This is a genomic window from Notoacmeibacter ruber (assembly GCF_003668555.1).
GTDB classification, from domain to species: Bacteria; Pseudomonadota; Alphaproteobacteria; order Rhizobiales; family Rhizobiaceae; genus Notoacmeibacter; species Notoacmeibacter ruber.
Genome location: NZ_RCWN01000001.1, coordinates 242,609 through 255,566, shown reverse-complemented (window position 1 = coordinate 255,566; position 12,958 = coordinate 242,609). Strand labels below are relative to the sequence as shown.

Genomic DNA, 12,958 nt, shown 5'->3' with positions numbered 1-12,958 from the left:
GAAACGAGGGGGCCGGAGCCCCCTCTTTTTTTCAGAGTTGCTGGCCGCCGGAGGCTTCGATCCGCGTACCGGTGATCCAGTTACGCTCCGACAGAAGCAGGCTTGCCACGGCCGCGCCGATATCATCGGCCTGGCCGGCTCGTCCCATTGCGGTGGCCTCGGCTACCATCTTATTGATCTCCGGGTTGTCACGGACTGCGCCGCCCCCGAAGTCGGTTTCGATCGCTCCCGGCGCGAAAGCATTTGCCGAAATGCCGCGAGGACCAAGCTCCTTGGCGACATAACGGACAAGCGTATCAATCGCGCCCTTCATGGCGGCATAAGCGGCGTAACCCGGCATGGCGAACCGGCTGAGCCCCGAGGAGAGGAAGAGCAAGCGGCCGCCATCGGCAATCTGGTCGAGCAGCACCTGCGTCAATAAGAAGGGCGCGCGCAAATGCACCGTGTAAAGCTCATCGAGCTGTTCGGGAGTGGTTTCCCGATACAAAGCCCACTCTCCGTGCCCGGCATTGTTGACGAGGCCCGTCAGCGCGTCATGGCCGAGTTCGGTAACCTTTTCTTTGACCTTGCCAGCAAAAGCCGCGTAGCTGCTGCTGTCTGTCACGTCGAGCTGCAGCGCTGCAGCCTTGCGGCCAAGACTCTCGATCTCGGCCACTTTCTGCGCGGCCTGATCGGCCCCTGAGCGATAGGTCAAGATAATGTCCGCGCCGCCCTTGGCCAGATGTTTCGCCATTGCCGCGCCGAGGCCACGGTTGCCGCCAGTGATGAGAAAAAGTGGGGTTGTCATGGGACACTCCGTTTCTGTTGCGATGCCAAAAGACCTAATCGGCGCACCGCGAAGAAACCTGCCGCATTCAACGGGAAAATTGCCTATTCCTACGGGAGCGCAATATTGAACATTGCCATCACAACCCAAACCGGGCTTCCTGCGAAGCATGATCTTTTCAGCCGACCTCTTCTGTCAGACCCGTTCCTACGCCGAGCGCGAAGGCTTGGGATTTACGCCGGCGCGTCTGCCCGTCTCGCGCCTTTCCATTCTCTATTCGGAGACACCGACCCAGATTGCGCACACGATCTACGATCCTGTTTTCTGCTTGGTTCTGAGCGGTGAAAAACATGCCGATTTCCACGGGGTGCCAGCAATCTTTGCCGAAGGGCATGGGCTGGTCGTCTCGCTCGATCTGCCTGCCACCAGTTGGATCACGAAAGCATCGCCGGACACGCCCTATCTCGCGATAGCTGTCGAACTCGAGATGCCGGTGCTGCGGGAGTTGGCACGCGATCTACCAGACGAAGGTGAGGAGCAACCCGTCTCCGCGCTGACCAGTGCTCCGGTTTCCGATGCCCTGCTCAACGTCATGACGCGACTTGTTTCGCTTCTTGAACGGCCCTCGGATCGCGAGGCGCTCGTGCCACTCTATATGCGTGAACTGCACTATTTGCTACTGACCAGCCCGCAAGGGGCCATGCTGCGGCGTATGGCGCGTGCCGATAGCCAGGCTGGACGTATCGCGGACATTGTGGCGCATCTTCGCGCCAATATCGGAGAGCCGATGCGGGTTGAGGATCTGGCTCGTCAGGCCGCGATGAGCACCACCGTTTTTCACCAGCGCTTCAAGGAAATAACCGGCATGACACCGGTGCAGCTTCTCAAACAGCTGCGCCTGCTGGAAGCGCAGCGGGCGCTGCGCGCGCGGCACGGCAATGTGACCCAGATAGCGCTCCGGGTCGGCTATGAGAGCCCCTCGCAGTTCAGCCGCGACTATAGCCGAATGTTTGGCCTGACACCCCGAGCGGAGCGAATGGGACAAGATGTGAGTATGAAAGCGTCAAAGCGCTCTTCTTCCACTCCACCGGAAAGGGTCAGTCGCCAGTCAGTTCAAACCCTCCGCCGGGCCGTCACACCGCCATAGACGTCGCCGATACGTTTCACGGCCTCGGCCAGCGGCTCCTTCACTACCGCCATTGCATGGCCTGAGCCGTGGAGAAGCGTCTCCTCGTCAGCCATGATGCCGACATGGCCTTTCCAGAAGATCAGGTCGCCGCGCTTCAATAGCCGCTCTTCCTGCAACTCGATCCCGATCTGCGCCTGCATGTCGCTGTCGCGCGGTACGCTCTTGCCGGCAAGGCGCAGCGATAGCTGGACGAGACCGGAGCAGTCGATCCCAAAGGCGCTTACGCCACCCCACAAATAGGGCGTGCCAAGCAGGCTTTCTGCAATCGTGACATAGTCCTCGGCCAGCGGCGCGCCGAGCGGCGCGAGATGGCGATGGAAGATCGCCTCCCCCGTCGAGAGACGAAAATAGCGATTGCCCCGCTCTTCAATCTCTTCCGTCACCGTCACTTCCGAACCGAGCGAGAGCGTGCGAACCGGCTTCGTCCGCAGTTCCGGCTGTCCGTAGGCGAAGGTGCGCGCCGCGCAGACGATATGCGTCGGCGCAGGATCGACAGCGCCAAGCGCGGTCTCCTCAACATAGCCGACATAGCCATCGCGTTCGCTCTGCACCCACGTCCAGCCGTCATACCGCTCGAAAACGAGAACCGGCTCTCCCAGCAGGAGTTGGCTGCCGATGGCCGTGTCGTCTCCCCTGCCCGCCCGCAGATCCGCCACCGGAGCTATGCAGCGCGCCGGCTCGCCCTCGACGAAACGTTTCGCCTTCACCTTCCCTTCCAGCCGGCGATCGGCCAGATCGTCACGGAAGGCGTTGAGGCGTGGATCGAGGCTCATGCCTTCCCTCCGAAGCGCCGCTGAAGCACACGGTCGATCGCGCGGATGGCCATCGCTTCACCGCCCACCGGTGCCCAGGGCTTGGCGAATTTCGTCCAGCCGAAAATATCGAAATGCGACCAGCTTTCGGCCTGCTCCACAAATTTCTGCAGGAACAGCGCGGCGGTGATCGCACCGGCAAACCCGTCCGTGGTTACGTTGTTGGTGTCGGCCACCTTGCTCGAAAGGCGTTCCGCATAGGGTTTATAGAGCGGAAGTCTCCAGAGCGGATCGGCGGTCTTCTGTGCTGCATCGGAAAGTTCCGCCGCCAGCAATTCGTCATCGGTGAAGAACGGCGGCAGTTCCGGACCGAGCGCCACACGCGCCGCGCCGGTCAGCGTTGCCATGTCGATCAGCATCTGCGGCGCTTCCTCGTCCGCCAAAGTCAGCGCATCGGCGAGCACCAGGCGACCCTCCGCATCGGTATTGCCGATCTCGACCGTGATGCCCTTTCTGCTCGGCAAGATGTCAGAAGGGCGGAAAGCGTTGGCCGAGATGGAATTCTCGACCGCCGGGATGAGGACGCGCAGGCGCACCGGCAGCCTGGCAGCCATAATCATCGATGCCAGACCGATGACGTTCGCCGCGCCGCCCATATCCTTCTTCATCAGCAGCATGGATGCCGCCGGCTTGATATCGAGACCGCCGGTATCGAAGCAGACGCCCTTGCCGACCAGCGTCAGCTTTGGCGCATCTTCCTGCCCCCAAGTCAGATCGATCAGGCGCGGCGCTTCCGCACTGGCTCGTCCGACGGCATGGATCATCGGGAAATTGCGGTCGAGCAGCGCGTCGCCGTCGATGACATGAACCGACGCGCCATATTTATCGCCGAGCTGGCGGACGACCTGCTCCAGCGCGTTCGGCCCCATATCGTTGGTTGGCGTGTTGATCAGGTCGCGCGCAAGCGCGCAGCCCTGCGCCAGACGTTCCACCTCCGCGCGATCAGGTCCATTCTCTACGGCCAGCCGGAGGGTGCGGCTCGGCTTCTTGCCATAGGCGGTGAAGGCGTACCCGCCAAGCACCATACCCAATATTGCCAGATCGGGATGGGCTGGCCAGGACGCCACATGCCATGCGCCTTCCGGCAACGCCTTGGCCAGCTTGCCGGCCGCCAGCGCGTCCTCCTGCGCTTCGCCCAGAGCGATCAACGCGCTTTCGATGTCACCATCGGCGGCGGGGACAAGCAGCACATTCCCGTTTTTCGCTTCATAGCCATTGGCGTTCGCCCAGTTGCGCACACGATCGCCGAGAGCAGCCTCCTCCAGCCCGTTCTCGCCGATGAAATGGATGGGGCGTGACCGGTCGTCCGGGCTGGCAAGAAGTTCAACGGGCATGAATGGAGACCTTTCTGCGATGGAGCGGGATCGGAGTTAACGAGGCGTTAGGGTTAACAGAATACTTCTGGGAGAGAAGAGCGGCATCGGCCGCCACCTCTTTCGCATGCAGGTGCCCCTATGGCTATTGTTCAAAACTCCGTTCGAACGTTTCTCATTTGCGTCACGGCGTTCGCCGTCCTCGCAGGCGCATCGGGTTGTGCCTCAGGCCCCCGACAAGCCAGCAAATCCATGGCTTCCATGACGCAGGCGCAGCTGGACAATACGGCGCAGGCTATCGGCCTGTCCTACGCCCGAAATCCGAAGGACCGGGAGACCGCCCTCCGCTTTGCCGAAGCTCTCCGGATGGAGGGGCGCAACGAACAATCCCTCGCCGTGATGCGCAAGACGGTGATCCTGCATCCAAACGATCGCGGAGTGCAGGCCGCATACGGCAAGGCTCTTGCGGCAAACGGCCAGTTCGACCAGGCGCTGCAGGCGATCCGCCGTTCGCAGACGCCGGAATATCCCGACTGGAAACTGATCTCGGCGGAGGCCGCGATCGTTGACCAGCTCGGTCAGCATGATGAGGCCCGGCGTCTTTATAAGAAGGCTCTGACGCTGGCTCCAAACGAAGCCTCCATCCATTCCAACCTCGGTATGAGCCACGTGCTTTCCGGGGATCTGCGTACCGCCGAATATTATCTGCAGAAGGCCGCGAGCCTGCCTGGCGCCGACAGCCGGGTCCGCCAGAACTACGCTCTGGTCGTCGGCCTACAGGGACGCTTCGACGAAGCAAATGCGATTGCGCGCCGCGAATTGTCTCCCGCCGATGCAGAGGCCAATGTCGCCTATCTCCAATCCATGCTGAAGCAGCAGAACAGCTGGAGCGAACTGGCAGCGGAAGATACCGACCCGAACCACGACGCCAACGCCACCAACTGATCGAGCCGACGCACTGCCTCTCGAAACGAAAAAAGCCCGCCAAACCGGGCGAGCTTTTTTCGTTATGCTGGCTGTCGGTGAACCATCACATATTGCGTGAGATCTGCATGCCCGCTGGTGTGAGAATCACGATGAAGAGCACCGGCAAGAAGAAAAGGATCATCGGCACTGTGAGCTTCGGCGGCAGCGCGGCAGCCTTCTTTTCCGCCTCGTTCATACGCTGATCGCGGCTCTCTTTGGCAAGCACGCGCAATGCCTGACCGATCGGCGTACCGTAGCGCTCCGACTGGATGAGCGCCTGACAGACACTCTTGACGGACTCGAGCTGCGTCCGCTCGGCGAGATTGTCATACGCAGACCGCCGATCTTCGAGATAGGACAGTTCCGCCGTCGTCAGCATCAATTCCTCGGCCAGTTCGAGCGACTGGCCACCGATTTCCTCGGCGACACGGCGAAAGGCCGCCTCGATGGAGATACCCGATTCGACGCAGATGAGCAGAAGATCAAGCGCATCGGGCCATGCCTTGCGAATGGAATCCGCTCTCTTCTGCGCCTTGTTCTTCATGAACAGGACAGGAAGGTAAAAGCCGAAATAGGTCGCGCCGAGTACAGCAGCGATGCGCACCATCAGCGTCTGGTCCTTCAAAAGGCCGATGCCGAAAATGTAGAGAGCCGAGAAAGCAAGGAAGATGAACGGAAGGATCAGGCGGAAGAACAGAAAGCGGGTCACGGGCGCCTGACCGCGATAGCCGGCGCCGCGGATCATCTTCATCGTCGCATCGTCGACCAGCGCCTTCCTCAAATCGAGCTTATCGACAATGCGGGTCATCTTCGCATTCTGCGTTTCGCGCAGGCCGCGCTGGCGGCGTTCAGAGGATTCGGCCGCCAGGCGCGCGCGCTGCTGCGCACGCAGTTCCTCGCGCTCCAGCGCCATGGTCTTCATGCGTTTCTTCATCGGATCGGCCCCCATCTGGGGCAAAAGCGCGATGACGGTCGCGAAAACGGCAAGCGCCGTCAGAAGCGAGAACAAGAATGTCGGGTCGAGAACGTCTTCAAAACTCAGCATCGCCCTATACCTCGAAATTCATCATTTTCTTCATGACGAAGATGCCCATCGCCATCATCACCGCTGCGATCGCCAGCGCGATATGGCCGGTCGGATCGGTGAAAAGCGGCATGATATAGCCGGGGGAGATCATGAAAATCAGTCCAGCCACGATGATCGGCAGCGAGCCGATAATGTAGGCTGAAGCCTTGGCTTCCATTGAAAGCGCCTGCACCTTCGCTTTCATCTTCTTGCGGTCTCGCAGCACCGTGGCGAGGTTACCGATCGCCTCGGAGAGGTTGCCGCCGGCCTGCGCCTGAATCTGAATGACGATACCGAAGAAATTGGCTTCGGGGCACGGCATGGTCTCGGGCATCTTGCCGATGGCCTCCGGGAGCGAAAGCCCGACATTCATACGCTCGATGACGCGCCGGAACTCGGTCCGTACAGGTTCCGGCGACTCTGATGCGATCAAATGAATGCAGTCCGGCAGCGGCAAGCCGGAACGGACACCGCGTGCGATGACTTCGAGCGCATCGGCAAAGCGGTCGAGAAACTGATTGATACGGCGATTACGCTGCCAGCTCACATACCAGCGGGGCAGCCCCAGCCCCGCAGCCAGCAGCACGCCCGGCAGCACGAAAAGCGGGACGAGTTGGAAGAGATAGAGCAGGCCTGCTAAGACCACGCCGATTACGACGGAGACGACATGGATGGTCGTCAGCGAGGTCGAGATACCCGCCTGTTTGATCATCAGCTTCATGGGCGGTTTCTTGCCGGGGGCAACGCCTTTTGCCTTGTTCTTCTCTTCGAGCTGATTGAGCGTTTCCTGAATCGACTTGCGGCGGCGCACGGCGTCATTGACGCGGTCGCGACTTGCCCGCACGACATTCTGATCGGTCTCCTGCCGCCTGACATGGTCAAACCGGCGATCCGCCTTCTTCTGCTCTTCGATACGATTGAAAAGCAGAGCATAGGCGACGCCGCCTGCCGCCACGCCGACAAGAGCGATCAGGGCCAGAACCGTGAGCGGAAGACCGAACATCACCTGTCGCTCCTGCTCTTTTCGAGCTGCTCCAGCGCTTCTGCGAGCCGCTTTTCCTCGCCATAGTAACGGGCCCGGTCCCAGAAGCCGGGCCGGCCGATCCCGCAACCGGCATGTTCGCCGATGATGCGGCCCTGCGCGTCCTCGCCCTTGATCTCGTACTTCATCAGGTCCTGCGTGATGATGACGTCGCCTTCCATACCCAGCACCTCGGTGATCTGGGTGATCCGGCGCGAGCCATCGCGCATTCGCGCGGCCTGAACGACCACATCGACCGAGCCGACGATGATCTCGCGCACAGTCTTCTGCGGCAGCGACCATCCGCCCATTGCAATCATCGATTCCATACGGCTCAGACATTCACGCGGCGTATTGGCGTGGATGGTACCCATGGAGCCATCATGGCCGGTGTTCATTGCCTGAAGGAGGTCGAAGACCTCCGGCCCGCGGACCTCACCGACGATGATCCGCTCGGGCCGCATACGCAGACAGTTCTTGACCAGATCGGTCATCGTCACCTGGCCCTCGCCTTCAAGATTCGGCGGGCGTGTCTCGAGGCGGACAACGTGAGGCTGCTGCAACTGCAGTTCCGCGGAGTCCTCACAGGTGATGATGCGCTCATTGGTATCGATGTATCGGGTCAGACAGTTGAGCAGCGTCGTCTTGCCCGAACCGGTACCGCCGGAGATGATCGTATTGCAGCGAACGCGGCCGATGATCTTGAGAACCTCTGCCCCTTCCGGTGAGATCGAGCCGAAACGCACGAGCTCTTCGAGCGTCAGCTTGTCCTTCTTGAATTTACGAATGGTGAGCGCGGCCCCGTCGATGGCCAGTGGCGGCGCAATCACGTTGACGCGGCTGCCGTCCATGAGGCGGGCGTCACATATCGGCGAACTTTCATCGACGCGGCGGCCGACCTGACTGACGATCCGCTGGCAGATATTGAGCAATTGCTGATTATCGCGAAACTGGACGTCCGTGCGTTCGGTCCGGCCGGAGACCTCGATATAGACGTCCTTGGCGCCATTGACCATGATATCGGCAATGTCGTCGCGCGCCAGAAGCGGCTCCAGCGGGCCAAAACCAAGGACATCGTTGCAGATGTCTTCAAGCAGGTCTTCCTGCTCGGCGATGCTCATCGCGAAATTCTTGATCGCAATGATATCGTTGACGATATCGCGAATTTCTTCTCGAGCCGCATCCGCGTCGAGACGCGCAAGCTGCGACAGATCGATCGTGTCGATCAGGGCCGAGAAGACCTGGCTCTTGGTGTCGTAGTAGGATTCGTTGCGCGGCGAAGGACGGCGTGCGGGCCGGGCCGCAGGCGGCGCGGTCTTGGACACAGAGGGACTGGCCTTCGGCTTGGGTTCCGCCGGCTTCTCTTTCGTGAGCGCGTCACCGGAAGGCACCCGGAAATCGGGAGCATTCCGCCTTGCCGTGTCCCCTGCCTTCTTGCCAAACATTATTCAGCTACCACCTCGGAACGGAAGGACTTACTTGCCCTTCAACTTCTTCAAAATCGAATTCAACATGCCGGCCTGAGACGACTTCACCTCGCGGCGCCCCGTCAGCACATGCGCCAATTCGTCAAACTTCTGGACAACCGCATGGCTCGGATTCATCTCAGCGAGCATCTGGCCGTTGGTAGCGGCCGTGCCGAAAAGCTGCGGATCGAACGGGATGGTCACAAAGGACGAGATGCCCAGAGGCTCAAGAAAGTCTTCCGGATCGATTTCCGGCCGTTTCGGCATCCCCACCTGATTGAGGATGAGATGCGGCGGCGGATCGTTTGGCCGGAGCCGTTTCAGCGTATCGACGAAATTTTTGGTGTTGCGCAGATTGGTCAGTTCGGGCGTCGCCACGACGACCACTTCATCCGCCTCGGCCAGCGTACGGCGCGTCCATCCATGCCAGCCATGGGGTACATCGAGGATGACGGTCGGCGTCGTTGCCTGCATGACCTCGACGATCGGCGCGAAGGCCGCCTCGTCGAAATCGTAGACTCGCTCCATCGTGGACGGCGCGGCGAGAAGCGACAATCGTTCCGAACACTTGGCAAGCAGCCGGTCGAGATAGGTCTCGTCGACGCGTTCAGGCGTAAAAACCGCTTCAGCTATGCCCTGCGCCGGATCCTGATCAAAATTGATGTTCGCGGTGCCGAAAGCGAGATCCATATCCGCGATGACGACGTCATTGTCGAAGAGTGTCGTCACGGACCAGGCGATATTATGGGCAAGCGTTGAGGCACCAACGCCGCCTTTCGCGCCCACAAAAGCGATCGTACGGCCGATCGGCGCCTCGTTTTCCGAAGAATAGATACTCTCGATCGTGGCAATCAGATCTGCCAGGGAGACCGGCGCAACCATGTATTCGGAGATCCCGTTGCGCATCATTTCGCGGTAGAGCGCGACATCGTTGAAATGGCCGATCACGACGACGCGCGTGGATGGATCGCAAACATCCGCCAGCCCGGAAAGCTGCTGCATGATGTATTCCGGCTCGACCCGTGTCTCGACCAGAAGCAGGTTCGGCGTGGTATTTTGAGCGTAGTGTTCCATGGCGGCCTGTACGCCACCGCCGTGGACCATGACATGAGCCCGCGCCATCCGGCGATCTTCAGCCGCGCGCTCTATAGGCCGCTGAACTCCGGCGGAGTCGCACCAGGCGTGAATGGTAATGCGCGGTATCGGCCTCGCCTGTTCCAGGCGCTCTCTCTCGCGTTCCGAAGAAGACGCCTCGGGATCATTCTGGTCGTAATGTGGCTCTAGCGACATTTCTGGCTCCGAAAGCGATTTCCGCCGGTCTTAACGATCACGATAGGTTTCGATGGCGTTGGAACGCGCCTGAATATCCGGCGGGCTCATGCGGCGCGGACCAAGCAAATCGGTGGGATTGTCCAGCATCGCCGCAATGTTGGCCTGAGTCGAGCAGCCGAAATCGCGATAGTGCCGGTTTTCGCTGTTATCGATCATGTTTTCCGAATAGTCGCCGCAGACCGGAGGGATTGCCCCAAGGCCGGTCCGCAGAAGTATGAGCTTGGACTGCCCGGGCATTGCCGGTGTGTAATCGTAGGCGGCCATCATCGTAGACGGCACACCGATATCCGTCAGCGCCTGCACCATGTCACCGGCGACGGCTTCTGCCGCGCTGGAATTGGGCATGCCTTTCGGAATCAATATCTGATAGCCGCCACCGGAGCGGGGATCCCATCCTTCTGCAAAGCCCTCGACAACCTTGCGCTGATCATAGGTCAGCGAGGAGGCGCCCGCTAGGATCGGCATTTCGAGCTTCGTCGTCTTGGGCCCAAGCGTTATCGGATGATTGATCTCGACCCGATCGTGGATCGCACCGGTGACAATCTGATCCCTGTGCAGCTTTGCGCAACCCGCAAGGCTGGATGCCAGAGCGATAGCGACACCGCCGCGCAGCAGCATGCTGAGGGGGCGGGTCCGATCGTGCCGTGTCGTGAAGAGGCTCATGGCAGTCGCCTTACTTGTAAATGTAGCCGATATTGCCGCGCCAGGCCGGCAATGTGCTCTGCTTGCGTGCCACCCCGTAGAGGCGATTCACGCGGCCGAGAAAATTCTGCGCGCCGTCGGCCGCCGGCTCGAAGCCGTGATCGGGCCGCCGGATCTGATCGGGGCTTGTCTGCCGGACCAGAAAAGGCCGGACGATGACAACCAGTTCGGTCTCGGTGCGCTCATAGTTCCGCTCGCGGAAAAGCGTGCCGAAGATCGGTATCCGGCCGAGGCCCGGCGTCCTGTTCTGGTCGATCGCAAACTGGTCGCGGATAAGGCCGGCGATCATCATGGTGCCGCCGGAGGACATCTCCACTTCCGTTGAGGCACTGCGCGTCTTGCGCTGCTGGACGGTTGCGTTCTGGCCCGCTTCGATGGTCAACTCATTGGTGGGTTCGTTCAGTTCGGTCTCGATCTGAAGGGCGATGCGACCCTCTGCCAGAACGGTTGGGGTGAAGTTGAGCGTCACGCCGTAATCGACCGACTCGGTGGACGAACTGTCCTCGCCTGCGACCGTCACCGTACCTTCGGCACCGACCTGGAACTGCGCAGCACGCCCGGAAACGGCGACCAGGGTTGGCTCGGCTACCGTTCGCATGACGCCGTTCTGCTCAAGAGCATTCAAGGTCGCATCGAGTTCGTAGCCGCCGATCGTGCCGGAACCGCCAAGCGTGAGATTGCCCGACTGAGACGTTCCGGTCAGATTGAAGGCGCTGCGGGCGGTCGCACTGTTGACCGAGAGGTTCACGCCGAGATCCTTCAGGGCGCGGCGCGTCACCTCGGCGACGGTCACGCGCAGCATGACCTGATCCTGACCGACAAGTTCGAGAAGATTGACGATCGAGGAGGTCCGCTCTTGGGTCAGGCCGTTGACATCGCTGGCGATCACTTCGCCGCCCGTGGCCTCGCCTCCGGTGACGTAGATCGTCGCCAGTTGCTCCGCCTTCGAGGCATCGAGAGGCGACCGAACGGTTCCGGTCAGCACCACGTTGTCGTTGATGATCTCCGCATTGATATTGGCGTCCGGCAGAAAACGACGGAGATAGCTTTCCAGGCCCGCCACATCCCGCTCGATCACAAGATCGAAGGAAGCGATCTGACGTCCGCCATTTCCGAAGACGAAAATGTTCGTGCGTCCCACTTTCTTGCCGAAGAAATAGATCCGACGCGATGTCCGCGTCACGGCATCGGCGACTTCGGGATTGGCCACGAGAATGTCGGTCGCATCCTCCGGCAGATCCACCACGATGGATTTGTCGAGACCGAGCTTGACCTCCTGATCGGTGGATGTGCTGAGAATATTGACGCCTTGCGCCATGGACGGTGTCACCGCCGGCGTTAGGCCCATCGTACCGGCCAAAAGGATTACGGCCAGCCGCCGGGTCCAGGAGACGGTGCGCTTCATGACAGTCTTTCCTTGAAACTTGAGCTTACGCATCAGTTCGACGACTTGCCTCCCTTGATGAGACGCACCGATGAGGATTGTCCGTCCTCGCGCTGTGTCAGCGGCGGCAAGGGAGGACGTACGCCAACATCCTTGACCGAGCGCAGGACCAGCGAGAGCTGATCGTAAGTCTGCTGAGCGACCGTCACGAGCTTCACCTCTTCCGGCGAAAGCTCCAGAGTAGCGGTTTGGCCGATGCTGTTCTGAGGCCCGTCGGGCCCCTGCTTGAAGAACTGATCGATCGCCAGAACACGAACATTCTCCAGAATGATATTGGTGGTGATCGTACCGTCTTCCGCCTTCCTGACACCCATCAGGTCGACATAGTCGTTCGGCAGGACGAAACCGCCGCCCGTGCTCTCGCTGGAGATGCGCACGGCCAGGGCGCGCATACCCTTCGGAAGAACCGAACTCATATAGTTTTTGCCGAAACCCACCAATCGGTTCTTGCGGACGGGCTCGCCCGTCGTCAGAGGCACCCGCACGGTCGTCTGCTTCAGCTTATCGATGGCGTTCGGCTCGTTCGCCTTGGTGATGTAGCTGGGGTCGACGACTTCGGCCGGCCATTCCTGCCAGCGCATCTGCTCGACGGTGAGTGCTTCGCCGACGCCGATGGGCTCGGTCACAACCAGTACCTCCTCCACCTTGACCGGCGGAGGTGCAGGCTCGCTCGGCTGCGACTGCGTCACTTGTGGCTGAGGGGCGGGTTCAGGTGCGGCGATGAAGTTCCTGGCAAGAATGCCGGCGCCGATAGCGGCGACCAGCGCGACAGCCAAAACGATAATTTGCGACGACTTCATACCGATTCCTTCCCAAGGGCCTCAGCCCCTTTGGATGGAATCTGCGTCCGCAATCGTTAGAGTAGGGTTAACCAATCGCAA

General features: G+C 60.7%; 12 protein-coding genes. 2 read left to right on the top strand and 10 right to left on the bottom strand.

Going from position 1 to position 12,958, the window contains the following annotated elements; all coding sequences use genetic code 11:
- Positions 1-31: 31 nt before the first annotated feature.
- Positions 32-787, bottom strand: a complete 756-nt coding sequence (locus tag D8780_RS01220) for an SDR family NAD(P)-dependent oxidoreductase (protein ID WP_121644002.1) — start codon at positions 785-787, stop codon at positions 32-34.
- Between the two features lie 148 nt (positions 788-935).
- Between D8780_RS01220 and D8780_RS01215 the strand changes: the two genes are divergently transcribed.
- Positions 936-1,913 (top strand): AraC family transcriptional regulator, encoded by a 978-nt coding sequence (locus D8780_RS01215; RefSeq protein ID WP_121644001.1) that lies wholly within the window; start codon positions 936-938, stop codon positions 1,911-1,913.
- Here the strand turns inward: D8780_RS01215 and D8780_RS01210 are convergent.
- Both D8780_RS01210 and D8780_RS01205 read right to left on the bottom strand, forming a co-directional pair.
- A complete protein-coding gene (locus D8780_RS01210; RefSeq protein ID WP_121644000.1) occupies positions 1,880-2,728 on the bottom strand; it encodes a C40 family peptidase in 849 nt (282 codons plus the stop codon). The genes D8780_RS01215 and D8780_RS01210 overlap by 34 nt on opposite strands.
- Complete coding sequence (locus tag D8780_RS01205; RefSeq protein WP_121643999.1) at positions 2,725-4,101, bottom strand: leucyl aminopeptidase family protein; 1,377 nt, start codon at positions 4,099-4,101, stop codon at positions 2,725-2,727. Before D8780_RS01205 ends, D8780_RS01210 begins: the two co-directional genes overlap by 4 nt.
- A gap of 120 nt (positions 4,102-4,221) precedes the next feature.
- On the opposite strand from D8780_RS01205, the gene D8780_RS01200 reads away from it, so the two are divergent.
- Positions 4,222-5,025 carry a tetratricopeptide repeat protein gene (locus tag D8780_RS01200; protein WP_121643998.1) on the top strand — a complete coding sequence of 268 codons (804 nt, stop codon included), beginning with the start codon at positions 4,222-4,224 and terminating at the stop codon, positions 5,023-5,025.
- Between the two features lie 85 nt (positions 5,026-5,110).
- Here D8780_RS01200 and D8780_RS01195 read toward each other — a convergent pair whose 3' ends face one another.
- The 7 genes from D8780_RS01195 to cpaB are packed head-to-tail and all read right to left on the bottom strand — an operon-like array spanning position 5,111 to position 12,877.
- Positions 5,111-6,091, bottom strand: a complete 981-nt coding sequence (locus D8780_RS01195; protein WP_121643997.1) for a type II secretion system F family protein — start codon at positions 6,089-6,091, stop codon at positions 5,111-5,113.
- 4 nt (positions 6,092-6,095) lie between these two features.
- Positions 6,096-7,115 (bottom strand): type II secretion system F family protein, encoded by a 1,020-nt coding sequence (locus D8780_RS01190; RefSeq protein ID WP_121643996.1) that lies wholly within the window; start codon positions 7,113-7,115, stop codon positions 6,096-6,098.
- Positions 7,115-8,578: a TadA family conjugal transfer-associated ATPase gene (locus D8780_RS01185; protein WP_121643995.1), complete on the bottom strand. Its 1,464-nt coding sequence runs from the start codon at positions 8,576-8,578 to the stop codon at positions 7,115-7,117. Before D8780_RS01185 ends, D8780_RS01190 begins: the two co-directional genes overlap by 1 nt.
- A 30-nt stretch (positions 8,579-8,608) precedes the next feature.
- A complete protein-coding gene (locus D8780_RS01180) occupies positions 8,609-9,889 on the bottom strand; it encodes a CpaE/TadZ family protein (protein ID WP_121643994.1) in 1,281 nt (426 codons plus the stop codon).
- 30 nt (positions 9,890-9,919) lie between these two features.
- Positions 9,920-10,594 carry a CpaD family pilus assembly protein gene (locus D8780_RS01175; RefSeq protein WP_121643993.1) on the bottom strand — a complete coding sequence of 225 codons (675 nt, stop codon included), beginning with the start codon at positions 10,592-10,594 and terminating at the stop codon, positions 9,920-9,922.
- Positions 10,595-10,604: 10 nt separating this feature from the next.
- On the bottom strand, positions 10,605-12,038 hold the full coding sequence (locus D8780_RS01170) for a type II and III secretion system protein family protein (protein WP_158598408.1): 1,434 nt from the start codon (positions 12,036-12,038) through the stop codon (positions 10,605-10,607).
- A gap of 32 nt (positions 12,039-12,070) precedes the next feature.
- Entirely contained in the window at positions 12,071-12,877 is an 807-nt protein-coding gene (cpaB, locus tag D8780_RS01165) for a Flp pilus assembly protein CpaB (protein WP_121643991.1), read from the bottom strand.
- Positions 12,878-12,958 lie beyond the last annotated feature (81 nt).

Bases quoted from the DNA above. Each gene is read 5' to 3' on its own strand.
- D8780_RS01220 (WP_121644002.1), bottom strand. From the start codon at position 787: ATGACAACCCCACTTTTTCTCATCACTGGCGGCAACCGTGGCCTCGGC.
- D8780_RS01215 (WP_121644001.1), top strand. From the start codon at position 936: ATGATCTTTTCAGCCGACCTCTTCTGTCAGACCCGTTCCTACGCCGAG.
- D8780_RS01210 (WP_121644000.1), bottom strand. From the start codon at position 2,728: ATGAGCCTCGATCCACGCCTCAACGCCTTCCGTGACGATCTGGCCGAT.
- D8780_RS01205 (WP_121643999.1), bottom strand. From the start codon at position 4,101: ATGCCCGTTGAACTTCTTGCCAGCCCGGACGACCGGTCACGCCCCATC.
- D8780_RS01200 (WP_121643998.1), top strand. From the start codon at position 4,222: ATGGCTATTGTTCAAAACTCCGTTCGAACGTTTCTCATTTGCGTCACG.
- D8780_RS01195 (WP_121643997.1), bottom strand. From the start codon at position 6,091: ATGCTGAGTTTTGAAGACGTTCTCGACCCGACATTCTTGTTCTCGCTT.
- D8780_RS01190 (WP_121643996.1), bottom strand. From the start codon at position 7,115: ATGTTCGGTCTTCCGCTCACGGTTCTGGCCCTGATCGCTCTTGTCGGC.
- D8780_RS01185 (WP_121643995.1), bottom strand. From the start codon at position 8,578: ATGTTTGGCAAGAAGGCAGGGGACACGGCAAGGCGGAATGCTCCCGAT.
- D8780_RS01180 (WP_121643994.1), bottom strand. From the start codon at position 9,889: ATGTCGCTAGAGCCACATTACGACCAGAATGATCCCGAGGCGTCTTCT.
- D8780_RS01175 (WP_121643993.1), bottom strand. From the start codon at position 10,594: ATGAGCCTCTTCACGACACGGCACGATCGGACCCGCCCCCTCAGCATG.
- D8780_RS01170 (WP_158598408.1), bottom strand. From the start codon at position 12,038: ATGAAGCGCACCGTCTCCTGGACCCGGCGGCTGGCCGTAATCCTTTTG.
- cpaB (WP_121643991.1), bottom strand. From the start codon at position 12,877: ATGAAGTCGTCGCAAATTATCGTTTTGGCTGTCGCGCTGGTCGCCGCT.